Annotated in this window: 15 protein-coding genes and 1 pseudogene; 7 read left to right on the top strand and 9 right to left on the bottom strand. The window is 67.9% G+C overall.

Translation table 11 applies throughout. The features are described 5' to 3' along the window. Both I6N89_RS00750 and I6N89_RS00745 read right to left on the bottom strand, forming a co-directional pair. The gene (locus tag I6N89_RS00750) at positions 1–834 is read right to left on the bottom strand and encodes a neutral zinc metallopeptidase (protein WP_207016327.1); all 834 of its coding nucleotides are present in this window, start codon (positions 832–834) and stop codon (positions 1–3) included. Between the two features lie 90 nt (positions 835–924). Beyond that, a complete protein-coding gene (locus I6N89_RS00745; RefSeq protein ID WP_207016326.1) occupies positions 925–2,454 on the bottom strand; it encodes an ankyrin repeat domain-containing protein in 1,530 nt (509 codons plus the stop codon). A 231-nt stretch (positions 2,455–2,685) separates the two neighbouring features. Here I6N89_RS00745 and I6N89_RS00740 point away from each other — a divergent pair. After that, positions 2,686–4,458: pseudogene (locus I6N89_RS00740) on the top strand (DNA polymerase III subunit gamma/tau); the annotation flags it as partial. Positions 4,459–4,461: 3 nt separating this feature from the next. Here I6N89_RS00740 and I6N89_RS00735 read toward each other — a convergent pair. Further along, entirely contained in the window at positions 4,462–5,367 is a 906-nt protein-coding gene (locus tag I6N89_RS00735; protein ID WP_207016324.1) for an NAD-dependent epimerase/dehydratase family protein, read from the bottom strand. A 254-nt stretch (positions 5,368–5,621) separates the two neighbouring features. Here I6N89_RS00735 and I6N89_RS00730 point away from each other — a divergent pair, with 254 nt between their 5' ends. Together I6N89_RS00730 and I6N89_RS00725 are read left to right on the top strand one after the other, a co-directional pair. Next, positions 5,622–7,406, top strand: coding sequence for an autotransporter assembly complex protein TamA (locus I6N89_RS00730; RefSeq protein ID WP_236016360.1), 1,785 nt, complete (start codon positions 5,622–5,624; stop codon positions 7,404–7,406). Continuing rightward, positions 7,403–11,167: a translocation/assembly module TamB domain-containing protein gene (locus tag I6N89_RS00725; RefSeq protein ID WP_207016322.1), complete on the top strand. Its 3,765-nt coding sequence runs from the start codon at positions 7,403–7,405 to the stop codon at positions 11,165–11,167. Before I6N89_RS00730 ends, I6N89_RS00725 begins: the two co-directional genes overlap by 4 nt. Positions 11,168–11,247: 80 nt before the next feature. Here the strand turns inward: I6N89_RS00725 and I6N89_RS00720 are convergent, their stop codons facing one another. The 3 genes from I6N89_RS00720 to eutB form a co-directional block, all read right to left on the bottom strand. Continuing rightward, positions 11,248–15,294: an ExeM/NucH family extracellular endonuclease gene (locus tag I6N89_RS00720; protein WP_268957193.1), complete on the bottom strand. Its 4,047-nt coding sequence runs from the start codon at positions 15,292–15,294 to the stop codon at positions 11,248–11,250. Between the two features lie 313 nt (positions 15,295–15,607). Then, positions 15,608–16,567, bottom strand: coding sequence for a cyclodeaminase (locus tag I6N89_RS00715; protein ID WP_207016320.1), 960 nt, complete (start codon positions 16,565–16,567; stop codon positions 15,608–15,610). Next, positions 16,564–17,532, bottom strand: coding sequence for a hydroxyectoine utilization dehydratase EutB (gene eutB / locus I6N89_RS00710; protein ID WP_207016319.1), 969 nt, complete (start codon positions 17,530–17,532; stop codon positions 16,564–16,566). Before eutB ends, I6N89_RS00715 begins: the two co-directional genes overlap by 4 nt. Before the next feature lie 114 nt (positions 17,533–17,646). On the opposite strand from eutB, the gene I6N89_RS00705 reads away from it, so the two are divergent. From I6N89_RS00705 to I6N89_RS00690, 4 genes are all read left to right on the top strand, one after another. After that, positions 17,647–18,126 carry an Lrp/AsnC family transcriptional regulator gene (locus I6N89_RS00705; protein WP_207016318.1) on the top strand — a complete coding sequence of 160 codons (480 nt, stop codon included), beginning with the start codon at positions 17,647–17,649 and terminating at the stop codon, positions 18,124–18,126. 549 nt (positions 18,127–18,675) lie between these two features. After that, positions 18,676–20,133, top strand: a complete 1,458-nt coding sequence (locus I6N89_RS00700; RefSeq protein ID WP_207016317.1) for an NAD-dependent succinate-semialdehyde dehydrogenase — start codon at positions 18,676–18,678, stop codon at positions 20,131–20,133. 11 nt (positions 20,134–20,144) lie between these two features. Next, entirely contained in the window at positions 20,145–21,515 is a 1,371-nt protein-coding gene (locus I6N89_RS00695) for an aspartate aminotransferase family protein (protein ID WP_207016316.1), read from the top strand. Between the two features lie 145 nt (positions 21,516–21,660). Beyond that, on the top strand, positions 21,661–22,038 hold the full coding sequence (locus I6N89_RS00690; protein ID WP_207016315.1) for a pyridoxamine 5'-phosphate oxidase family protein: 378 nt from the start codon (positions 21,661–21,663) through the stop codon (positions 22,036–22,038). A gap of 18 nt (positions 22,039–22,056) precedes the next feature. Here I6N89_RS00690 and I6N89_RS00685 read toward each other — a convergent pair whose 3' ends face one another. The 3 genes from I6N89_RS00685 to I6N89_RS00675 all read right to left on the bottom strand — a co-directional run bounded on the left by I6N89_RS00685 (position 22,057) and on the right by I6N89_RS00675 (position 23,807). Further along, entirely contained in the window at positions 22,057–22,434 is a 378-nt protein-coding gene (locus I6N89_RS00685; RefSeq protein ID WP_207016314.1) for a carboxymuconolactone decarboxylase family protein, read from the bottom strand. Continuing rightward, a complete protein-coding gene (locus I6N89_RS00680; RefSeq protein ID WP_207016313.1) occupies positions 22,409–22,834 on the bottom strand; it encodes a MerR family transcriptional regulator in 426 nt (141 codons plus the stop codon). Before I6N89_RS00680 ends, I6N89_RS00685 begins: the two co-directional genes overlap by 26 nt. A gap of 85 nt (positions 22,835–22,919) precedes the next feature. After that, the gene (locus I6N89_RS00675) at positions 22,920–23,807 is read right to left on the bottom strand and encodes a LysR family transcriptional regulator (RefSeq protein ID WP_207016312.1); all 888 of its coding nucleotides are present in this window, start codon (positions 23,805–23,807) and stop codon (positions 22,920–22,922) included. Positions 23,808–23,821: the final 14 nt, after the last annotated feature.

The raw sequence follows: 23,821 nt of genomic DNA, 5'->3' as shown, positions 1-23,821 counted from the left end.
TCAGAGCCGGTCCGCCGCGAAACTGTCGCAGGCACCGGGATCGCCGGCTTCGTAGCCGCGCGCGAACCAGCTCTCGCGCTGCTCCGAAGTGCCGTGGGTAAAGCTGTGCGGCTGCGGCACCCGGCCGGCGCGGCGCTGCAAATGATCGTCGCCGATCATCCGCGCCGCGTTCAGCGCCTCCTCGATATCGCCGGGCTCCAGCAAGCCGTCCACATGGGTGGCCCAGACCCCGGCGAGGCAATCCGCCTGCAATTCCAGCCGCACCGTCAGCGCGTTGGCCTGCACCTGGCCCACCGCCTGCCGCGCCTCGTTGACCTGCCCGAGGATGCCCAGCTCGTTCTGGACGTGATGCGCCACCTCATGCGCAATCACATAGGCCGCCGCGAAATCGCCGCGCGCGCCGAGCTGCTGTGACAGCGTGGCAAAAAACTCGGTATCGAGATAGGCCTTGCGGTCGGCGGGGCAGTAGAACGGCCCGGTCGCGCCGCTGGCGCCGCCGCAGGGCGATGAGGTCTGACCCAGAAACAGCACCAGCACCGGCGGCGTATAGCTGCGGCCCAGCTGTTCTTCGAAGATCCGCCCCCAGACCTCTTCGGTCGTGGCGAGAACCTGCGCCGAAAACTCCGCAGCACGCTCCTCCTCGGCTGTGGGTTCGCGCGCTGTGCCCGGCTGCCGGGTCGCGCTGTCGAGCAGCGGCGTGACATCGACCCCCGCGAAATAGCCGATGGCCAGCACAAGCAGCAGCGCGACACCGCCGAAGGAGGCTTTCCCGCCTCCCCCGGCACCGCGCCGGTCCTCGATATTGCGGCTCCGCCGGACGCCCCTGAGACGCATACCCAATCCCTCACAACCAATGACCTTGTCCGCGATGATACGCAGAACCGGCGGCGGCAGAAAGGGAAATGACCGGCCCGGCACACAGGGTCAGACCACCTGCCCCGGATGCGCCTCGGCCCAGCCCCGCAGGAACGCCGCCACATCCGCACGCCCTGCCCCGCGAAGCGCCGCGCGCGGCAGCGCCACCCCGGCCCGCAGCGCCAGTTCGAGACAGGCGATATGATCGCACCCGTCGCGCTGAGGCGCGTTTTCCGAGCCGTGCAGGATGGTCGAGAGCAGCGTGCCGCCGTAGCCGTTGATATGCGACAGATCCGGACGCAAGCTCAGGAAATAGCCCATCACCTCCGGGCTGCCGGCCCAGCCGGCGGACTGCACCGGCGTCACCCCGTCCTGCGGCCCCGGCGCGTCATAGGGCACGCCCAGCGCCACCAGCGCGCGGATCTGCGGCAGATGCGCCGCGCTGTCGGCGATCTCGCGCAGGATATCGCGGCAGGCGGGCGGGATCGCCGCGGGGTCGAGATACTCGCCGGGGCTTTCCAGCCCCTCCGCCGCGCGCGCCAGAAGCGCCTCCTCACGCGTGAGCGGCGTCGCGACACCCCGCGCCTCCATAGCGTCCGCCACCGCCCGGCTGCCATAAACCCGGGCATAGGCATAAGGCGTCATCCACTGCCACTGCCCGCGCGGATCGGCTCCGGCCTCGAGCAGCAGCGCGACCATGCGCCGGTCGCAGCCGCGCCGGGCCGCCTGGAACAGCGCCGGGATCACCCAGGGCGCCTCACCGCCCACCTCCTCGGCATTGAACTCATCGACCCGCGCGCCACGGGCGATCAGCATCTCAACCGCCGCGTGATCGTTGAAATCCAGCGCCCGCAGCAGAGCATTGGTGCCCGCCGGATCGGCGCCATGCGCCAGCAGCATCCGCAGGCCTTCGTGATGGCCGAGCTCGGTGGCGTGATAGAGCGACTCGCCGTCATCGGGATCGGCGCCCTGCTCCAGCAGCCAGCGCACCATGGGCATATTGTCCGCCGCGATCGCCCCATAGAGCGCCGAGAGCAGATGCGCCTCACCCTCGCGATGCGGATAGCCGTCATTCACATCGGCGCCATGGGCCAGCAGCAGTTCGGCCACCGCCAGCATATCCGCCTCCAGCCCGGGGCGCTCGTGGATCCAGCGCGAGAAGGCCAGATGCAGGATCGGGCTGCGCGGGCCGTGCCGGGCGACCGCCAGCGCGGGATTTTCCGCCAGTGCCGCCGCCACCGCCTCGCGTCGATAGAGCGCGCATTGCAGGCCAAAGAGCCCGTCGGCAAGATCGGGGGTGTCTTCCAGCAATTGCGCCGCAACGCGCGTCTGACCCTGAAACAGCGCCACTTTCAGCCGCTGCACGCTTGCGGCGCGGTCGAGCCCCTGGGTCTCGGCGGCGAGCTTCAGCCGCGGCCAGCTTTCGAATCCGTTCTCGCGCGCCACCACTTGCAGGAAATCGGCGCGCTTCAGGCCGGACAGCGTGGCGCGCGGCGGATACACGCGCAGCCGCTCCAGCGCCCAGGGCGCGCCGGATTCGAACCCGCGTTGCAGGCGTTTGGCGTCGAAACGCAGCGAATCGAGAGAGATCTCGGACATGGTCGGTTACCTCTGTGACCGCCCGATGGTCCGCTAAGCCGGGCGAAGGGAACCGAATTTTCATCGAAAATCCGAAAGGCAGGTGCGGGCGCTTTCCGCGGACCGGGCGGCCCCCTGCCGGCGGGCCTGCGCGCAGGATAGGCAAAAGCGCGACCGGCGCAATCGGCTTTTGCGCGACAGCCGGTTTACCTTGGCCCGCGCCGCGCATACCTTGGCCGCAACCCCGCAGCGCAAAAGGCCACCATGTCCGACCAGAGCCCGAAATATCAGGTCCTCGCCCGCAAATACCGCCCCGAGACCTTTGCCGATCTCGTCGGTCAGGACGCCATGGTGCGCACGCTGAAAAACGCCTTCAAGGCCGGGCGCATCGCGCAGGCCTTTATCATGACCGGCATTCGCGGCACCGGGAAGACCACCACCGCGCGGATCATCGCCAAGGGCATGAACTGCATCGGCCCCGACGGCAATGGCGGCCCCACCACCGAGCCCTGCGGCCAGTGCGAGCATTGCACCGCCATCATGGAGGGCCGCCATGTCGATGTGATGGAGATGGACGCGGCCTCGAACACCGGCGTCAACGATATCCGCGAGATCATCGACTCGGTGCATTACCGGGCGGCCTCGGCGCGCTACAAGATCTACATCATCGACGAGGTGCACATGCTCTCGACCAGCGCGTTCAACGCGCTGCTCAAGACGCTGGAAGAGCCGCCGGCGCATGTGAAATTCATCTTCGCCACCACCGAGATCCGCAAGGTGCCGGTGACCGTGCTGAGCCGCTGCCAGCGCTTCGACCTTCGCCGGATCGAGCCCGAGGTGATGATCGCGCTCTTGCGCAAGATCGCCACCTCCGAGGAGGCCGAGATCACCGACGACGCGCTGGCGCTCATCACCCGCGCCGCGGAGGGTTCGGCCCGCGATGCGACCTCGCTGCTGGATCAGGCAATCTCGCATGGCGCCGGTGAGACCACCGCCGATCAGGTCCGTGCCATGCTGGGGCTCGCGGACCGGGGCCGGGTGATGGATCTTTTCGAGAAGATCATGCATGGCGACGCGCCCGGCGCGCTGACCGAGCTTTCGGAGCAATATGCCGACGGCGCCGACCCGCTGGCGGTGCTGCGCGATCTGGCAGAGCTGACGCACTGGACCTCGGTGGTGAAGATCACGCCGGAAGCCGCTGAAGACCCGACGATTTCCCCCGACGAGCGCGCACGCGGCCAGGCGCTGGCGGCCAATCTCGGCATGCGGGCGCTGACCCGCATGTGGCAGATGCTGCTCAAGGCGCTGGACGAGGTGGCGCAGGCGCCCAACGCCATGATGGCCGCCGAGATGGCGGTGATCCGGCTCACCCATGTGGCCGAGCTGCCCTCGCCCGAAGAGCTGCTGCGCAAGTTGCAGGACACCCCGCCACCGCCCAGCCCGGGCCCCGGCGGAGGCGGCGGTTACGCGCACGGGCCCTCAGGCGGCGCCAACGCGATGGGCGGCCCGGCGCCGACCCACGCGGCGCCCTCCGGCCCGGTGGCGCATCAGGGCAATGCGGTGCGCGCGGTCGCGCCCGAGGCGGCGCTGGCGCATTACCCGAGCTTCGAGCATGTGATCGAGCTGATCCGCGCCAATCGCGACGGGCTGCTGCTGGCGCAGGTGGAACGCCATGTGCGCCTCGCCGCCTATCAGCCCGGGCGGATCGAGTTCACTCCCGACGACAGCGCACCGGCTGATCTGGCGCAGAAACTGGGCTCTGCCCTGCAACGCTGGACCGGCAACCGCTGGGCGGTGATCCTGGTCAATGGCTGCGACGCACCCACCGTCTATGAAAAGGAACACGCCGCCGAGCTGGCGCTGAAGGCCGAGGCGCGCGAGCACCCGCTGGTGCAGGCCGCGCTCGCCGCCTTCCCCGAGGCGGAAATCCTCAAGGTGCACACCGCTGAGGCGGCCGCGCAGGAGGCCGTCGCCGAGGCGCTGCCCGAGGTCGAGGACGAGTGGGATCCGTTCGAGGAGGACTGAGCCTCAGCCCAGCGCCGCGACGGCGCGGCGCAGCCCCTCTTCGATATCGACCTGTGGCACCCAGTCGAGCAGCGCGCGGGCGCGGTCGATCTTCAGCACGTTGGATTTGATCTCGCTTTCGAGCGGTTCGCGTTGCAGCACCAGCTCGCGCCCCGTCACCTCCTGCACCAGCGCCACCAGCCTTGCCAGCGAGGTGCCTTGCCCCGTGCCGATATTGAGCGTCATGATCCGCTCGGGGAAGGCCAGCGCGCAGACCCGCGCCACCGCGCGGCAGAAATCCGAGACATGGATATAATCGCGCAGGCTCTCGCCGGTGCCGAAGAGCCTGAAGGGCGCGCCGGTCTCCAGCGCGTCGAGCAGGATGTTCACCACGCCATAGCGCGGCCCGGCCAGCGGCGAGCCATAGGCATTGGCCAGCCGCAGGATCGTCAGGCGAAAGCCGTGGCGGTTGGCCAGCAGCGTCAGCCCCTGCTCCACCGCCATCTTTTGCAGCGCGTAATGGGATTTCGGCTGCAAGGGGGCGGTCTCGGCAATCGGCAGATCGTCGGTATCGCCATAGACCCCGGCGGAGGAGACATAGACCAGATGCCCGGCCCAGCCGCGCGCCACCAGCGCCTCGGCAAAGCCGATCTGCGGCTCGATCTCGCGGCGGCTGAGATCGGCGAAATCGGCAAAGGCCAAGCGCGGGCTGGCGAGCCCGGCGCAATGCAAGATGGTGCTGTCGGTGTCGCCCTCGGGCAGCCAGTCCGGCGCCAGCACCTCCGTGGTGACGATCTGGTCCAATCCGGTGCCCTCGACCCGAAGATCGCGCCGCGCAACCCCGGTGACGGGCGCCGCCTGCGTGCCCAGATGCGCCAGAAGCTCATAGCCCAGCACGCCGGAGGTTCCGGTGATATAGATACGCGCCATGCGCTGCCCCCTCATGCCTGCGGATCCGGTTGCGACCGGGATAGAAGCTGGCGCGACCGCAGGCAAGCACTGCGGTTTCGAACAGAGGCGGGGCGCGCTCGGCCACCCTGCGCATCCTCGCACAGCCCACAAGATATGCTTGCGCACACTAGCGTCTGCGCTAGCTCTGCCATAGAGTGGCGGAGCGCCGATTTGCGCGCATTCGCTCGTTTGGCCAGAGGAAAGGACTTCCAGTGACCCTACGGCGCATTCCAATGGCCCTTGGTCTTGCCCTGTGCCTCGCCAGCGGCCCGGCCGCCGCATTTGAGACCCTGAATTTCTCCACCCCCGATATGGACGAGGATCTGCGCGCACAGATCAAGAGCAACTCCGCCCTCGCCGCCGCGCAGGACGAAGGCCGGGTCACCGGACAGGACGCGCTGGCAGCGGCGCTGTCCGATTACGGCATCCTGGTCGAGACGCTTTATGCAAACGGCTACTACGGCGGCACGGTGAGCATCCTGCTCGACGGGCGCGAGGCCTCCGACATTCCGCTGCTCTCGACACCGGACGCGGTAGACACCGTCGTGGTCACGGTCACCACCGGCCCCAAGTTCAAGTTCGGCAACACGCGGCTGCAACCGCTGGCGCCCGGCACCGAGCTGCCCGAGGGGTTCGCGCCCACCTCCACCGCGCGCTCGGGGCTGATCGGCGATGCCGCCAATGCCGCCATCGACGGCTGGCGCCAGCTCGGCCATGCCAAGGCCGAGCTTTCGCGCCAGCAGATCACCGCCAACCACGCCAACAGCCGGATCGACGTCGACATGATCGTCGCCCCCGGCCCCGAGCTGCGCTTTGGCCGCCTTGTCACCGTCAATGACAGCGCCGTGCGCACCGCCGCGCAGCGCCGCATCGCCGGCCTGCCCAATGGCGAACGCTTCGATCCCGACGAGCTGACCGAGGTCACCCGCCGCCTGACCGCCACCGGCGCCTTTTCCAGCGTCACCGTGACCGAGGCCGAGACCGCCAACCCCGACGGCACGCTGGATATCGAGCTGCGCGTTGCCGACGCCAAGCCGCGCCGCTTCGGCTTCGGCGCCGAGATATCCTCGCTCGAAGGGCTGGCGCTCAGCAGCTTCTGGATGCATCGCAACTTCATGGGCGGCGCCGAGCGCCTGCGCATCGAAGGCGACATCTCCGACATCTCGAACAATACCGGCGAGATCGACGCCGGCCTCTCGGCGCGGCTCGAAGTGCCCGCCGCCATCGCCCGGCTCGGCCCCGATACCGACGCCTTCTTTCAGGCCGCTCTGTCGACCGAGAACGAGCCGACCTATTCCGCCGACAGTCTCGGACTGACCGCCGGCCTCACCCGCCGCTTCAACGAGGATCTGAGCGCCGAGATCGGCCTCGGCCTGATCTATTCCGAGACCGACGACGATCTCGGTCACCGCGAATTCCTGCTCTTCACCATGCCGCTGTCGCTCACCTGGGACAAGCGCGACAACGATCTCGATCCGCGCTCGGGCTGGTATGTCGGCACCGAGCTGACGCCGTTCCTCGATATCGACGGGCCCGGCGACGGCGCGCGCTTCTACGCCGATCTGCGCGGCTATTACGGGCTGGGCGAAAACAAGGGCACGGTGCTGGCCGGGCGGCTGCAAGTCGGTTCGGTCATGGGATCGGAGCTGACCGAGACGCAGCCGGAATTCCTGTTCTATTCCGGCGGCGCCGGCACGGTGCGGGGCCAGCCCTATCAGTCGCTCAATGTCGATCTCGGCGGCGGCGACGAAAGCGGCGGGCGCAGCTTTCTTGGGCTCTCCGCCGAGGTCCGGCAGGATATCGGTGAAACCTGGGGCCTCGTGGCCTTTGCCGATGCCGGGTTCATCGGCGAAGGCAGCACGCCCGGCGACGATGGCGACTGGCATTCCGGCGCGGGCCTTGGGGTACGCTATCAGACCGGCATCGGCCCGCTCAGGCTCGACGTCGCCGCCCCCACCGGCGGCAGCAACGACACCGGCGGCGTGCAGCTTTATCTCGGCATAGGTCAGGCATTTTGAAACGCTTTCTACTTCTGCTCTCGCTGCTCTTCGGTCTTGCCCTGCCGGCCCACGCGCAGGACGAGGACGAGGGCACACGGCTCGAACGGCTGATCGAGGACGCGCTCTCCTCCGAGGGGATGAACGTGCAGGTGCGCGGCTTTCGCGGCGCGCTGAGCGCGCAAGCGACCATGGACCGCATGACCATCGCCGACGATGACGGCGTCTGGCTGACACTGGAGGACGCGGAGCTCGACTGGAGCCGCGCCGCGCTGCTGACCGGCCGTGTCGAGGTCAATGCCCTCACCGCGGCGCGGCTGGAGATCGCCCGGCTGCCCGCCTCGGGCGGCGACGCGCCCACGCCGGAAGCCAGCGGCAGGAGCTTTTCACTGCCCGAGCTGCCGGTCTCGGTGAATATCGGCGAGTTTGCCATCGAACGCGTCGAGCTCGGCGCGCCGGTGATCGGCGAGGAGATCGCGCTCGGGATCGCCGGCTCGGCGCAGCTCGCCGGCGGCGAGGGCAATGCCGAGCTCTCGGTGCAGCGGATCGACGGACCGCGCGACGCGCTGACCTTTTCCGGCAGTTACGCCAACGAGACCCGCCGGCTGAGTGTCGATCTGGCGCTGGAGGAGGCGGCGGGCGGCCTGCTGACCACCAGGGCCGGGCTGCCCGGCGCGCCGGCGCTGCGGCTGACCTTGCAGGGCGACGATCCGCTCGACGATTTCACCGCCGATCTGGCGCTTGCCACCGACGGGCAGGACCGTTTCGCCGGGGAGATCACGCTTCAGGGCGCCGCCGAAGAGGGCTATCGCTTTGCCGCCGATCTGGCCGGCGACCTGCGCCCGCTGCTGCCCGAGGACCAGCGCGCCTTTCTCGGCGCGCGCCAGTCGCTGCGCACCAATGGCATGCTGGAATCCGGCGGCGCCATTGCGCTCGACGAGCTCGATCTGCAAACCGCCAGTGTCGCGCTGACCGGCGCGGCGCGGATCGGCGCCGATGGCTGGCCAGAGCGGCTGGCGCTCGACGGGCGCATCGCCTCGCAGGATGGCAGCCCGGTGCGGCTGGCCTTTGCAGAGCAGGTGACCCGGCTCGATGAGGCGACGCTGACGCTGGACTATGACGCCGCCGAGGGCGACGGCTTCACGCTGGAGATGCTGGCGCGCGGGCTCGACCGGCCCGAGATGGCGCTGCGCGAGGCGCGGATCACCGGCGAGGGCAGCATCGACCGCAATGCCGGCAGCCCCCTGCCCGGCCAGGTACAGGGCCGGCTGGCGATGGACGCAAGCGGGCTCACGCTTGCCGACGAGGCGCTGGCCCGCGCCGCCGGCGAGGCGCTGCGCGGCACGCTGCAATTCGACTGGCAGGAAGAGGCACCGCTGCGCCTCACCGATATCGACCTCAGCGGCGCCGGGCTGGATATCGCCGGCGATATCACCTTCTCCGGGCTGTCGCAGGGCAGCGACCCGGCCATAGAGCCCGACCTCACCCTGCGCACCAGCGGTCTGGAGCGTTTCTCCGGCCTTGCCGGGCGCGATCTTGGCGGCGCGGCGGATCTTGCCCTCAGCGGCCATGTGGAGCCGCTATCCGGGCGCTTCGACCTCGCGCTCGACGGCAGCGCCACCGATCTCTCCGCCGATATCGCGCAGCTCGACGGGCTGCTCGCCGGGCGGGTGGCGCTCGCCAGCAATGTGGAGCGCAACGAGGCCGGCACCTTTCTGCGCCGGCTGGAGATCGACGGCCCCGGCATCGGGCTCACCGCGCAGGGCGAATACCGCACCGATGCCAGCTCGGGCCGTTTCGAGCTCAGCCTGCCCGAGCTGTCGCGGGTGCAGCCCGGCATGAGCGGGAGCGCATCGCTCAGCGGCGATTTGAAGGAAAGCCCCGGCGATTACGCGCTGAATTTCACCGCCACCGGCCCCGACGGCACGCGCGCCGATGGCGCGCTGACCGCCACGAAAACCGCCGATGGCAGCATCGGCCTCCTGCGTTTTGCCGGCAACGCCGCCGCCGACGCGCTTTCGGCCTATGCACCGCTGGTCGGGCGTCCGCTGCGCGGCAGCGCCAGTTTCGACGGCACCGCCTCCTACAGCCTCGCCGACGGATCGCTGAGCGCCGACGGCACACTGAACACGCGCGATGTCGGGCTTGGGATTGCTCAAGCCGACGCGCTGCTGGCCGGCGATGGCAGAGCGACGGTCTCGGTGCAGCGGGACGGCAACGGGCTGATCACCGTCGAGCGGCTCGACCTCAACACCCCCGAACTGACCGCCACCGCGAGTGGCAGCATGGCGCAACAAGGCGACAGCGCGCTGACATACGATGTGGCGCTGCGCGATCTGGGGCTCCTCGTCGAGCAGCTCCCCGGTCGCGCCACCGCCACCGGCACGCTGAGCGCCAGCGGCACCGGGCCGTGGCAGGTCAACACCAGCGTCACCGCCCCCGGCGGCACCGAGGCGCGGATCTCCGGCAGCCTCGCCCGCGCCTTCGACAGCGCCAATCTCGCCATCAACGGCACCGCGCCGCTGGCGCTGGCCAACCGCATCGCCGCGCCCAACCTGCTCTCCGGGCTGGCGCGGCTCGACCTGCGGCTGAACGGGCCGCTGGCGCCCAGCTCGCTTTCGGGCAGCATCCAGGTGAACGGCGCCGAGGTGGTGCTGCCCGGCCCGGCGATGACGCTGACCGGTGTCAACATCGACAGCACGCTCGGCGGTGGACAGTCGCGCCTGACGGTCGAGGGCCAGCTTTCCTCCGGCGGCACGCTACGCGCCGAAGGCACGGTGGGCCTCGCCGCCCCCTTCAACGCCGATCTCACCATGCGGCTGCGCGATCTGGTATTGCAGGACCGGCGCCTGTTTCAGGCCAATGCCGAGGGCGACATCACCGTGCAGGGGCCGCTGGCGACCGGCCCGCGTATCGGCGGCGTGATCGAGTTCCTTCAGGCCGAGCTGCGCATCCCCGAAACGGGGCTCGGGCCGGGCAGCCGCAGTTTCACCCTGACCCATATCGCCGAGCCCGGCGCCGTGCGACAGACCCGCGCCCGCGCCGGGCTGCTGGAGGCAAGCGAGACCGGCGGCGGCGCGCCCTACGTCCTGCCGCTGGATCTGGAGATCCGCGCGCCGTCGCGGATCTTTGTCCGCGGCCGCGGGCTCGATGCGGAACTCGGCGGCACGCTGCGCCTCACCGGCACCTCGCAGGATATCGTGCCCGTGGGCCGCTTCGACCTGATCAGGGGACGGCTCGACATTCTCGGCCAGCGCCTGACGCTGGAGAGGGCCATCCTGCGGCTCACCGGCAATTTCGACCCGACGCTTGAGGTCGAGGCCACCACCGAGCGCGACGGCACGGTGATCACCGTGGCGCTGGAGGGTCAGGCGACTTCGCCAGAGGTGAGCTTCCGCTCGAACCCCTCGCGACCCGAAGAAGAGGTGCTGGCCCTCCTGCTCTTTGGTCGCGACGTGTCAGAGCTTTCGGCACTTCAGGCGCTGCGCATCGCGGCGGCGGTGAACACGCTGGCCGGCAAGGGCGGCGAGGGCATCGTTGGCAATCTGCGCCAGGGCTTCGGGCTCGACGATTTCGACGTGACCACCGACGAGCAGGGCAATGCCGGGCTGCGCCTGGGAAAATATATCAGCGACAATGTCTATACGGATGTCGAGATCGGCTCGGACGGCAACACAGATGTGAACCTGAACATCCAGATCAACCGCAACGTCAAGGCGCGCGGTCAGGTCTCGACCAGCGGCAATACCGGCTTCGGGGTGTTCTTCGAAAAGGATTACTGAGCGCCCCACCCCTCCGCCAGACGTGAAAACGCCGCGCTGTGACAGCGCGGCGTTTTTGGCTTCGGGCCCGGGGTTTCGGCTCAGGTGAGCAGATCGAAACCATCCGGCGTCAGATCCAGCCCGAGGATCAGCGGGTCGTGATCCGAGGACGCAAAGAGGCTGTCCTCGTAGAACCCCGGATCGTTGTAGGCGCTGTTATAGCCGAGCAGGTCCGGCTCGTCGGCGTTGATGTGCCATTCGGTCAGGCCGGTCACATCGCCAGCGAGCCCAGCGGAGGCAACCGCCTGATCGAGCGCGCCCTGCTGGCCGTCGAACACATAGCTATAGGCGTTCTCGGTGCCGATGAAGGCGTCGATGAGGTCCACCATGTCCGGATCGTCGGTCAGGGTCTGGACCGGATCCTCCTGCGCATAGGCGTTGAAATCGCCCATCAGCAGGTAATCGATGACGCCGCCGCCGTCATATTCGGTCTCGACCCAGCTCTGCACTTCGCCCGCCGCATCGGCGCGCACCGCGTTCCAGAAACCCTGGCCGTCGCCCTGATCGTAGTTCGGATCGCTGGTCAGCGCGTCGATATCGGCCTGGGTGATGGCGGTGCCGCCATTGTCGAGATAGTCCTGCGCGGCGGCGACCAGATCGACCAGCCCGCTATCGCCCTTCGATTTGAAGTGGTTCGAGACGATGGTGAAGCGCTCGCCCGTCGCCGGATCTTCGAAGGTCGCGGCGACAGCGGGGCGGTTGCGCTGGAAATCGCCCAGCCGGTCGCCCGCAGGAACCACTGCATTCAGCACCTCGGCCAGCGCATAGGTGGTGGCGGCCGAAGGCTCGTCAAAGACGATGTAATCGGAGGCGACCAGCGTCAGGCTGTTGGTATCGTAGAGGATGCCAGTGGTGATCGCGTCGGTGCCGATGAACCCGTCGGGATCGCCGCCGGTTGGATCGACAAAGGCATAGCTGGCGGAGAGCCCGCGCAGCGCCGCCTCGGCGTTCAGCGCATCGACCAGCGTGTCAATCGCAGACCCATCGCCGAAGCCGCCATTCTCCAGCTCCTGCAAGGCAAAGGCCTCGGCGCCGGTGCCCAGAATGGCGTCGACCAGCTTGTCGGTCTGCCGCTCCAGATCCGCCGCTGTCGAGGCGCCGCGCGGGTCAAGCCCGTTCGGACCCACCCCACCGCTCAGCGTGGTGAAATAGTTCAGCACATTGACCGAAGCGATCTGGAAATCGCCCCCCACCGGATCGGGCACGACCTGACGCGCGCCGCTATTGGTGGCCTCGTCGATATCGAGCTGATCGTCGATCACCAGCCGGTATTCGCCATAGGCATACCCCATCGCCCCGGTAACCGGCGCGTTGAGTTCGGCGCCCAGCCGCAGCGTCGGCCCGTCGGCGGTGAAGGTGTCGCCGGCGTCGAGATAGCCGTTGCCATTGTCGCCCGCCGTTGCGTTGGGGATGAAGGTGAAGGCGTCGGGGTTCTGCGCCGACACGCCATCGTCGATCAGCAGCCGGTTGTTGGCATTGCCCTGCATCAGCGCCTGGATCTCTTCGGCCTCGGTCTGGGCGTCGTAGAGCTGCGTCGGCTGCATCTGCGTGCCGGCCGAGAGCACGATCTCGCCATAGCGGTCGAGATTGAAATTCTCGATCACCGTAAGGCGCTCTTCGGCGACACCGCTGTCGAGCGTCACCCGCATGCCCTCGATGGCCTCGAAATCCTGCGCCACATCGGGGCTGAGCAGCACCGAGGCCGCCGTGGGCAGCGCGTTGCCGGAGGACACCACCCGCACCGTTTCCTGGTCGATCTGGGTTTCGCCGAAATATTCCTCGACCGCGCCGCGCAGGATGACATGATCGCCCACCGCCGGGTTGTCGCCGCCGGTGAACACGAACACACCCTCGGAGGTGGCCGCGTCGCCGTCGCTATCGGCATCTTCTTCCTGAAGGTAGTAGCCGCTGCCGGTCACCTGCGTGACGATGGCCGAGACGGTGACCACCTGATTGACGTAATCGCTGGCGGCACCGCTGCCCTGGATCGTGGAAATCAGCGTCAGGTCGTCGTCGTCCAGCACCGTGACGGCGGCGCTGGCGGTGGCGAGGCTGCCATCGGAGGGGTTCGACAGGATCACCTCGAAGAGCTCGTCATCCTCGACGGTGAGATCGCCGGCCACCTCAAGCGTGAAGGTCGCGCAGGTCTGGCCGGCGGCAAAGCTGACGGTGCCCGATGGCAGCGTGCCGCCGAAATCCGCCGCATCGACCTCGCCGCCGACAGTGAAATCGACGCTGCCCGCCGCGCTCACATCGCCGCTGCGGGTGATCTGGAACGTGTAACCGGTGGCACCGCTGTCGCCCTCGAACGCATCTTCGCCGAGCGCGGCAATGGCGTATTCGGTGGGCTCCACGGGGGCGCTGCCGCCGCCCGCCGCCTCGATCACCAGGTTCTGCATGGCAAAGGCCTCGGAACCGCCATCGGCCTCAGCCGTCAGCGTCACGTTCAGAACGGCGCCGGTACCGGCGATATCCGCGCTCAGCGTTTGCAGCAGGTTGGACAGCACCTCGCCCGACCCCGCCACGGTCAGCGGATCGTTCAGCGAGAAAACGCCCCCGCCGGCCAGCGTGTAGTCCAGAGACGCGTCCTCATCGGCAACGAAGTCGAACAGGATGGTCTCGGACCCGCCATCGATATTGTAAGTGAGCGTGAAGCCGTCGGAGCTTTCAAAATCCCCCATGGCACCGACATCGACCGAGAGGGACAGGTCGGTGTAGCCGCCGATACCGAAGCTCCAGCTCGCCGAGACCGGGCCGTCATTGTCGCCGTTCTGGGTGTCGGTGACGCCGAAGAACGTGTCGGTGTTGGAAGCCGAATCGATGATGCCCAGCGAATCCGGCGCGTACACCCCGGCACTGTCGTCGACCAGCGCGAAGGGGATCGAGCTGCTGGTCGCGACCGAGAACAGGCCGAACCCGTCCCCCGCGCTGCCAAAGACCGGCGCGGTGTTGCTGTAGCCGATAAGGTTCTGGCTGGCGCTGCCCACCATGTCGTATGCGATGGTCTGACGGCCCGCGAGTGGGGCGGGCTGAACCGCCACCTGCACCGCGCGGCTGACGCTACCGCCATTGCCGTCGCTGACGGTGATCTCCACGTCATATCCGTTGTCGGCGCCGTCATCGAGCGGCGCGCCGGCCTCGGGCGCGGAGAGGAAAGCCAGCTTGCCGGTGGCCGCGTCGATCCCGAACAACGCGGCATCGGCCCCGCCGGTGATCGCATAGCTCAGCGTATCGCCCTCGGCATCGGAGGCGGCCAGCACGGTGGGTGCCTCGGTATTGCCCTCGATCAGGCAAATGCTGTCGATTGTCAGCAGCGACGGTGCGTCGTTCTCGCCCTCGACTGTGACCGTGACGGTTGCGGTATCGGCGCCACCTTTGCCGTCATCGACGGTGTAAGTGAAGGTATCGGTCGCGGTTTCGCCGGCGCCCAGATAGTCGAAGAGCGAGCCCGGATCGTAGCTGACCTGCGTGCCGTTCAGCGACACCGTGGCGCCCGACGCGCTGAGACCGTCGACGGCGGTCACCACCATGGTATCGCCGTCGAACTCGCGGTCGTTGGCAAGCAGCTGCGCGGTGTCGATGACCAGCGCACCGTTCTCCGACGTGGAGACCGCATCGTCGGCAGCGAGAACGGCGTTGTTGGTGCCGTCGAGAAAGAGCGTGTAGTCGTCCGCACGGAAATACAGCGCCTCGATACCGGTCAGCATATCACGTCCCGCATCGGCGACACCCGGCGAGACGGAGGTCACGATGACCGGTCCGGTAACATGCCCCGGGCGATGTCCGAAACCATGCCCGAAACCGTGGCCATGGCCATAGCTGTGCTGCCAGGGCGACCCGATCCGGTACTCCAGGACCGAACCGGCATAGACCGCCGTGTCCGATCCGCGTCCGCCGACGATCAGGTCGTTCCCGGCACCGCCTTCCATCAGATCGTCCCCGTGACGCCCGAGAAGCAGATCGTTTCCGCCGAGCCCCGAAATCGTGTCGTCACGCTGGGAGCCGAGCAATATGTCTCTCCGCTCTGTGCCCGTTATGATTGTTTTCGAAAACCAAGCGCGCGGCGCGCCTCTATGAAAATGACCCATGCTGATTCCCTGATGCAATCCCTGCCCGGGTGATGGCAGGGCTTTGTTACAGTTTTTCGTTATTCTGAAAGATTGCGTCAGCCCGCGACGCAAATCCATATGAAATAAGTATTTTCCGTAGGGTCACCGCCGCCGACGCCCAGAATGCGCGACGTCTCGCCGACCTGGATACAGGTGACGCCAGGTCCACAGGGCGCCCGCGCGTTCGGACAAGGCTGGGCGGCACCTCAGCCTTCGCGCTTTGCACAAGGCATCACCGAATCTCGTTAAACGGGTATATCCTGCCGTGCCGCTCTGAGCTCAGGCGCGCCGCTCAGTCGAAGGCGGCCAGTGCGTGAGTGGCGATCGCGGTATCCTGTACCCCGGTGCCGGTCAGATCCGCGATAGTGATCTGATCGGACGATGTGCGCCCCGGCTGGCGGCCGGTGATGACCTCGCCCAGTTCGGGAATGCCGTCGGCGCTCTGCACCGTGCCCGCCGCCAGCGCGGCGCGCAGCTCGCCCTGCGTTCGGGTCTGGCTGACCCGGTCGGCGACATAGAGGTCCGCACGGGCGAGGCACTGAGGATCGAGCTCACCCTTGCCGGGCTGGTCGCTGCCCATGGCGGTGACATGCTGGCCCGGGCGCAGCCATTCTGCGCGCAGGATCGGCTCGGTCGCGGGGGTCGTTGTCACGATCACATCGCCAAAGGCGGCGGCCTCGGCGGGATCGGCGCAGGCCCGGACGCGCAGCCCCTCTCCGCTCAGCTCTGCTACCAGCACGCGGGCCTTTTCCGGGTCGCGCGCCCAGATCGCCACCTCCTCGATGGGGCGGACGAGCCGCAGCGCCTGCAACTGCATCCGCGCCTGAAGCCCGGCTCCGAAGATGGCGGCCCGGCGCGCACCCTCCGGGGCCAGATGCCGCGCCGCCACGCCACCGGCGGCGGCCGTGCGCACATCGGTGAGATAGCCGTTGTCGAGCAATACCGCCCGCACCCGGCCCGTCTCGGTCGACAGAACCACCATCAGCCCCGAGGTCGAGGGAAGCCCCTTGGCCGGGTTGTCGAAAAACCCAGGCGAGATCTTCACCGCGAAGCCCGGCAACCCCGGCACATAGGCGGTCTTCACATCGACCTCTCCATTGAGATCCGGCATATGCATCGACAGGATCGGCGGCATCTCCACCCCACCGTCGGCGAGGGTCGCAAACGCGCGCTCGACCACATCGATGGCCGCGAGGTCCAGCGCGATGCGCGCCCGCAGGTCGATTTCGTGCAGAATGCGGATGTCGCTCATGATGTCTCCCCGACGATCTCCCGGTGCAGCGCCGGATCGATATTGCCGCCCGAAAGCACCAGCACCAGCTGGCCACCCCCGGCGCGCAGCTTGCCCGCCAGCACCGCCCCTGCGCCGACGGCGGCGGCGCCCTCGACCGTCTCGCCGTCTTCGCGCGCGAGATGGCGGATGCCGGCGGCGATCTCGGCCTCCGAGAGCAGGATCAGCCCGTCCATCAGGTCGCGACAGAGCGCGAAGGTCAGCCGGTTGTCGCGCCCGATGCCGCCGCCGAGGCTGTCGGCCAGCGTTTCCACCTCCTCGACCTCGACCGGATGCCCGGCGCTGAGACTTGCCGCCATAGCCGCGCCGCGTTCCATGCTGATGCCGATGATGCGGATCTCCGGGCGCAGCGCCTTGGCGGCCAGCGCGACGCCGGCGAGCAGCCCCCCGCCGGAGAGCGGAATGGCGAGCGTGGCGGCACCGGGCAGCTGGTCGAGGATCTCCAGCCCCAGCGTGCCCTGCCCGGCGATGATGTCCGGATGATCGAAGGGCGGGATGAGCGCAAAGCCCTCCTCTCGCTCCAGCCGCCGCGCCTCGTCGAAGGCCTCGTCCTGGCTCGCCCCGCTCACCCGCGCCTCGGCACCGAGCGCCGTGATCGCGGCACGCTTGTTCTCCGGCACCAGCCGCGAGACGCAGATCACCGCCGGCAGCCCCGCCTGCCGCGCCGCAAACGCCAGCGCCCTGCCGTGATTGCCGGTGGAGGCGGTGGTGACACCGGCCACCTCTCCCAGCCGCGCCACCGCATTGGCAGCGCCGCGCAGCTTGAAGGCACCGGTCTCCTGATGATGCTCGCATTTCAGCCAGACCGGTCCACCCGCAAGCGCCGACAGCGCGGCTGACGGTTTGACCGGCGTCAGGCGCACCCTGTCCCGGATCCATGCGCGCGCCGCTGTGACGTCTTCGAGAGTGACCATACGCCCTGCCATCGCCTCTTTACCGCAGCATTGGCCGGGCCGGTCACAATGTCCAGTGCCGCCTCCTGGAGGCTTGCGAGGGTTGTCCAGATTGACAAACCCGCCGCCGACCGGAACAAGCGGAATATGACCGCCACCCGCCTCGACGCCAGAGACATCGCCATCCTCGCAACCCTTTGCCGCGAGGGCCGCATCGCCAAGACCGAACTGGCGGCGCGGGTGAACCTGTCGCCAACGCCCTGCTGGGAGCGCATGAAGCGGCTGGAGCAGGTCGGACTGATCCGCGGTTACCGCGCCGAGATCGACCTCGCCGGGATCGGCCCGCATGTGCAGGTCTTTGTGACCGTCGAGCTGGAGAGCCACCGCGCGGAGAGCTTTCAGATCTTCGAGCGCACGGTGGCGCGGCTCGATCCGGTGACCGGCTGCTGGGCGATCGGCGGCGGCTACGATTATCTCATGCAGGTGGTGGCGCCGGATGTGGCGGCGTTCCAGACTTTGATGGACGGGCTCCTGGAAAGCCGCGCCGGGGTGCGGCGCTATTACAGCTATATCGTGACCAAACCGGTGAAGGACGAGCCGCCGGCGCTTGGGCTGCTGCGCGGGTAGAGGGCGGTGGCGCTGTCGGCGTTGTGTCGGGTGTGGTGGGCAGATTGCCCACCCTACGGGCGCGTATAGCGGGAGCCGCACAATCGCCGGCCTGCGGGTTGGCGATCCGATTTACGAACCTCTCGATTCATCCTGACCAAGTCCGAAGGGCCTTTCAACAAAACGCTCGCGTCGCCAAATCGCCAGCCCGTCACGCCGAAGGCGTGCCGATTATTAACGGCGCACCTTTGGTGCGACGGAACGGGTCATGCCAGAGGCATGCCTTCGGCATGACGATGGCGCGCCTCTCGGCGTTTGCTTGCAAACGCCTGTCGGCAACACATCGCTTTGCGATGTGTGAGAGGCGGCCTTCGGCCTTGTCCCGCGCCCTGGACAACGCACAACCGGTAGGGTGGGCAATCTGCCCATCGCGTGCTCCACACGCTCGCGCAGAGAGCTTTCCTCCCGCCGGCCCGCAGAACAGAGAATATTTCTTTCCCGGCAGGCAAATCCGCGAAAACTCTCTCCCCGACCTCCCCTAGCCTGAGCGCATAAAGGAGGTGTGTGACCATGACCGATCTGTCGAACCGGCCCACGCTCGGCCTCACCGATCCAGAACTTCTTCAAAACGCGGGCGATTTCCCCGGCCAGGGCCGCCTCGCCGTGCGCGACCCGGCCACCGGCGCACTGATCGCCCAGGTGGCGATGAGCGATGCGAGCGGTGCCCGCTCCGCCGTCGATGCCGCGCAATCGGCCTTTCCCGGCTGGGCCACCATGCTGCCGCAGGACCGCGCCGCGATCCTGCACCGCTGGCACGCGCTGATCATGGCCGCCAAGGAGGATCTCTCGCGCCTCATGGTGGCCGAACAGGGCAAGCCGCTGAGCGAGGCGCGCGGCGAGATCGACTATGCCGCGAGCTTCGTGCAGTTCTATGCCGAAGAGGCGCTGCGCCCGAATATCGAGGGCGTCACCAGCCACCTGCCCGATGCCGAGATGGAGCTCTGGCGCGAACCGGTGGGGGTCGCGGCGCTCGTCACGCCGTGGAACTTCCCCTCGGCGATGATCACCCGCAAGGCCGCCGCCGCGCTCGCCGCCGGCTGCACCGTGGTGATCCACCCCTCCGCCGAAACCCCGCTCTCGGCGCTGGCGCTGGCCGAGCTGGCGCGCCGCGCCGGCTTCCCCGACGGCACGGTGAACACGGTGATCGGCGACGCCGCCACCATCGTCGGCGAATGGACGGCCGACGCCCGCGTGCGCGCCCTCTCCTTCACCGGCTCCACCGAGATCGGGCGGCTGCTCTACCGCCAGTCTGCCGATACGGTGAAGCGGCTGGTGCTGGAGCTAGGCGGGCATGCGCCCTTCATCGTCTTCGAGGATGCGGATCTCGACCGCGCCGTCGCCGAGGCGATCAAGGCGAAATTCGCCACCTCCGGGCAGGATTGCCTGGGCGCCAACCGCTTCTACATCCAGCGCCCGCTTTATCAGGAATTCTGCGAGCGCTTTGCCCGCGCCACCGAGGCGCTGCGGCTCGGCAAGGGCATGGACGATCCCGACATCGGCCCGCTCATCCATGAGCGCGCGGTGGAAAAGCAGGCGCTTCAGGTGAATGACGCGCTGACCAAAGGCGCAAAACTGCTCACCGGCGGCGCCGTCGACCCGGCGCTGGGGCCGCTCTTTTTCCGGCCCACGGTGCTGGCCGATGTGACAGACGACGCGGCGATCATGTCGGAGGAGACCTTCGGCCCGGTTGCCCCCCTCACCCCCTTCGACGACGAGGCGGAGGTGATCGGGCGCGCCAACGCCACCGAATACGGGCTGGTCGCCTATGTGCACAGCCTCGATCCGCGCCGCATCTACCGCCTCACCCGCGCGCTGCAATTCGGCATGGTGGCGGTGAACCGCACGAAGGTCACCGGCGCGCCGATCCCGTTTGGCGGGGTCAAGCAATCGGGCATGGGCCGCGAGGGCGCGCGCCAGGGGCTCGAGGCCTTTACCGATATCAAATACGTCTGCCGCGACTGGGGCTGAAAGGAGAGCATATGCTGACGAACGATCAACTGGGAAAATGGGACCGCGAGAGCTTTTTCCACCCCTCCACCCATCTCGGCCAGTTCGCCCGGGGCGAGGCGCCGCAGCGCATCGTCACCGGTGGCGAAGGTGTCTATATCACCGACCGCGACGGCAACCGCCTGCTCGACGGGTTCGCCGGGCTCTACTGTGTGAACGTCGGCTATGGCCGTCAGGAGATCGCCGAGGCCATCGCCGGGCAGGCGCGCGAACTCAGCTATTACCACGCCTATGCCGGCCACGGCTCCGAGGCCTCGATCACCCTGGCCAAGATGGTGATGGACCGCGCCCCCGATCACATGGCGCGGGTCTATTTCGGCCTCGGCGGTTCGGATGCGAACGAGACCAACATCAAGCTGGTCTGGTATTACAACAACATCCTCGGACGGCCCGAGAAGAAGAAGATCATCTCGCGCTGGCGCGGCTATCACGGCTCTGGCCTGATGACCGGCTCGCTCACCGGGCTGGAGCTCTTCCACAAGAAATTCGATCTGCCGCTGGCGCAGGTGATCCATACCGAGGCGCCCTATTATTTCCGCCGCCCCGACACCGCGATGACCGAGGCGGATTTCACCGCCCATTGCGTCGCCGAGCTGGAGGCGCTGATCGAGTCCGAGGGGCCCGAGACCATCGCCGCCTTCATCGGCGAGCCGGTGCTGGGCACCGGTGGCATCGTGCCACCGCCCGAGGGCTACTGGCCGGCGATCCAGGCGGTGCTGGACAAGCATGACATCCTGCTCATCGCCGATGAGGTGGTGACCGGCTTCGGGCGTCTGGGCGCGATGTTCGGCTCGGATCACTATGGCATCAAGCCCGATCTCATCACCTCGGCCAAGGGGCTGACCTCGGCCTATGCGCCGCTCTCGGCCACCATCGTCGGGCAGCGCATGTGGGATGTGCTGATGCAGGGCACCGACGAATACGGCGTGCTGGGCCATGGCTGGACCTATTCCGCCCACCCCATCGGCGCCGCCGCCGGCATCGCCAACCTCAAGCTGATCGACGAGCTTGGCCTCGTGCAGAACGCCGCAGACACCGGCGCCTATCTCACCCGGACCATGCGCGACGCGCTCGGCGCGCATGCAAATGTCGGCGAGGTGCGCGGCGAAGGCATGCTCTGCGCGGTGGAGCTGGTCGCCGACCGCGACAGCCGCCGCTTCTTCGACACCTCCGAAGGCAAGGGCGCCAAGGTCGTGGCGGCGATGCTGGAGCGCGGCGTGATCGCGCGGGCCATGCCGCAGGGCGACATCCTAGGCTTTGCGCCGCCGCTCTGCCTGACCCGCGCGGAAGCGGACGAGATCGTCTCGGTGACGGCGGACGCGGTGAAAACCGTGCTGGGCTGACCCGAGCGCTCTGTCGGTTTCGAACGCGCTGAACGATATCGGCTCTCCAGATCACGACAGCCTCAAGGGGAACGACAGGCTCTAAGGCGGTGAAGGGCACGGCACGCTCGCCTTTCCCGCAGGAGGGATCGGCCCCGCCGATCTGGTGGCCGACGTTTCGGCAGGCGACCGGCTGGCCCTTGACGACCAGTTCTTCGGTCTGGACAGCAGAGCAATCGCCCCCGATAGGTCACGGAGACGCAGATGCTGTGTACGCCCCGCTCCCGATGCTTCGGGTGACCGGCAAGGGATCGTCGGTCTTCCCGGATTTCACCGGCAGCGGGCTCTACAACGCCTCGGGGATATCAAGGCCAGTCCACAGATCGGCATGCTGTTCATGGATTTCGAACGCCGGCGCAGGGCACGGGTCAATGGCACCGCAGGTATCGTCGCGGCAGATGGCGAGATCCGGGATAGCCTGCCCATGGCGCAGGCGGCGGTTCGCGTGTCGGTAGAACCGCCGCCGCAAGCATCTGGGCGATGAGACGCCACCGGGTCGGGCTCATGTGCCCGCCTCCGTATCCGCCCGCGCCGCATAGACCTCCTTGGCGGTGAAGAGCCCGTTAAGCGCGGCGGGAAAGCCCGCGTAAACCGCCATCTGCATGAGGATCTCGGTGATCTCCTCTCGACTCAGCCCGACATTCAACCCGGCCTCGATATGTACCTTGAGCTGCGGCTGAGCCGTTCCCATCGCCGCCAACGCGGCAATGGTGGCAATCTCGCGGTCGCGCAACGATAGGCCCGGGCGCGAATAGATGTCGCCGAACGGGAACTCGAACAGGTAGGTGGCGAAATCCGGCGCGATATCGGCCAGCGCGTCAATCACGTTCTGCCCGGCCTGCCCGTCGATGGCCTCAAGCGCGCGCTGACCGCGCTCCAATCGGCCCTGCTTTGTGGGAGTGTTCTGTATCGTCATGGGAATGCGTCCTTTTCTCCGCTTCGACATAGGTGTCGATCTTGGTGTCGAGGACGAGAAGGCAGGCCTGCAAATCGGCCAGATGGGTGCGCACCCGGTCGCGATGCGCTTCCAGAATGCGCCGCCGCTCGGGGCCGGTATGACCGCCCTCCGCGCGCAATTCCGCATAGTGCAGCATCTCGCGAATGGGCATGCCGGTGGTCTTCAGCCGATCGAGAAAGGCGATCCAGACGAGGATCGACTCGTCGTAATCGCGCCGCCCGCCGGCATCGCGATCGGCATATGGCAAGAGGCCGATCCGCTCGTAGTAGCGGATGGTATGAGCCGACAGACCACTGCGTTTCGCAAGCTCACCGATTTTCATGACACCCTGCTTCTCATCAAGACGCATCCGAGCCTAGGGGTTCGAGCGCGCTCTAAGTCAAGGCGTTATTTCGGCCTCGCGCCGGTCAGCCCGCCCGCAGCGCCGACAGCGCGGCCTCTGCCGTGTCACCGGCAAGAGAAACCATCGCGCGGGCCAGCGCGCTGTCGTCATGGGCGATGCGGATTTCCGTCTGGGGCAGCGCCGGCAGCGCTGCTGTCTCCGGCACCTCCACCAGATCGCCCTGCGCCAGAGAGCGAGGCAGAGCGGCCAGCGCGAGATCGGCCCGCAGCGCCGCGACCTGCCCCATCGAGGTGTCGCTGCAATAGGCGATGCGCCAGGGCCGCTGCGACGCACTCAACGCGGCGAGCGCGGCCTCGCGCCAGGAGCATCCGGTTTCGGCCATGGCCAGTGGCAGCGGATCCTCCAGATGCGCCCGCCCGCCGCGCGCCATGAGCCAGGCCAGCGGCTCCGACCGCAGCCGCAGCGAGGTTATCTCCGGCGGCCCGACATCGTTGAAGAGCACGACATTGCTCCGACCTGCCCGGAACCCGTCCAGCATCTCTCCAGAGGCGCCGAGCCGCACATCGACACGAATGCGCGGATAGCGCTCCGCCATCCGGCCCAGCAGCTGCGGCACGAATGACATGCCGAGGTCATGCGGCGCGGCCAGTGCAATGCGCCCTTCGAGCGCCGGGGTCCGAAACATCGCCATGGTCTCGTCGCTGAGCGACAGCAGCGACCGCGCCTGAAGCAACAGCCGTTCGCCCTGTTCGGTCAGCGCGACCCGTCGCGCATTGCGGTCGAGCAGCCGCTGCCCCAGAACGTCCTCAAGCTTGCCGATCTGCAAGCTCACCGCCGAGGGCGAGAGGTTGACCCGCGCGGCGGCACGGCGGAATGAGCCCGTCTCATGGATCGCCACAAAGCTGCGCAGGGCATCGAGATTCAGGGTTCGGACGGGTGCGAGATCTGTCACAGTTGAGAATTCTC

The organism is Salipiger abyssi (assembly GCF_017311415.1).
GTDB lineage: Bacteria > Pseudomonadota > Alphaproteobacteria > Rhodobacterales > Rhodobacteraceae > Salipiger > Salipiger abyssi_A.
The sequence above is the reverse complement of the archived record's forward strand: the minus strand, read 5'-3'. Positions and strand labels throughout refer to the sequence as shown.

Excerpts from the sequence above, each read along its gene's own strand:
- I6N89_RS00750 (WP_207016327.1), bottom strand. The coding sequence starts at position 834 with ATGCGTCTCAGGGGCGTCCGGCGGAGCCGCAATATCGAGGACCGGCGC.
- I6N89_RS00745 (WP_207016326.1), bottom strand. The coding sequence starts at position 2,454 with ATGTCCGAGATCTCTCTCGATTCGCTGCGTTTCGACGCCAAACGCCTG.
- I6N89_RS00735 (WP_207016324.1), bottom strand. The coding sequence starts at position 5,367 with ATGGCGCGTATCTATATCACCGGAACCTCCGGCGTGCTGGGCTATGAG.
- I6N89_RS00730 (WP_236016360.1), top strand. The coding sequence starts at position 5,622 with ATGGCCCTTGGTCTTGCCCTGTGCCTCGCCAGCGGCCCGGCCGCCGCA.
- I6N89_RS00720 (WP_268957193.1), bottom strand. The coding sequence starts at position 15,294 with ATGGGTCATTTTCATAGAGGCGCGCCGCGCGCTTGGTTTTCGAAAACA.
- I6N89_RS00715 (WP_207016320.1), bottom strand. The coding sequence starts at position 16,567 with ATGAGCGACATCCGCATTCTGCACGAAATCGACCTGCGGGCGCGCATC.
- eutB (WP_207016319.1), bottom strand. The coding sequence starts at position 17,532 with ATGGCAGGGCGTATGGTCACTCTCGAAGACGTCACAGCGGCGCGCGCA.
- I6N89_RS00705 (WP_207016318.1), top strand. The coding sequence starts at position 17,647 with ATGACCGCCACCCGCCTCGACGCCAGAGACATCGCCATCCTCGCAACC.
- I6N89_RS00700 (WP_207016317.1), top strand. The coding sequence starts at position 18,676 with ATGACCGATCTGTCGAACCGGCCCACGCTCGGCCTCACCGATCCAGAA.
- I6N89_RS00695 (WP_207016316.1), top strand. The coding sequence starts at position 20,145 with ATGCTGACGAACGATCAACTGGGAAAATGGGACCGCGAGAGCTTTTTC.
- I6N89_RS00680 (WP_207016313.1), bottom strand. The coding sequence starts at position 22,834 with ATGAAAATCGGTGAGCTTGCGAAACGCAGTGGTCTGTCGGCTCATACC.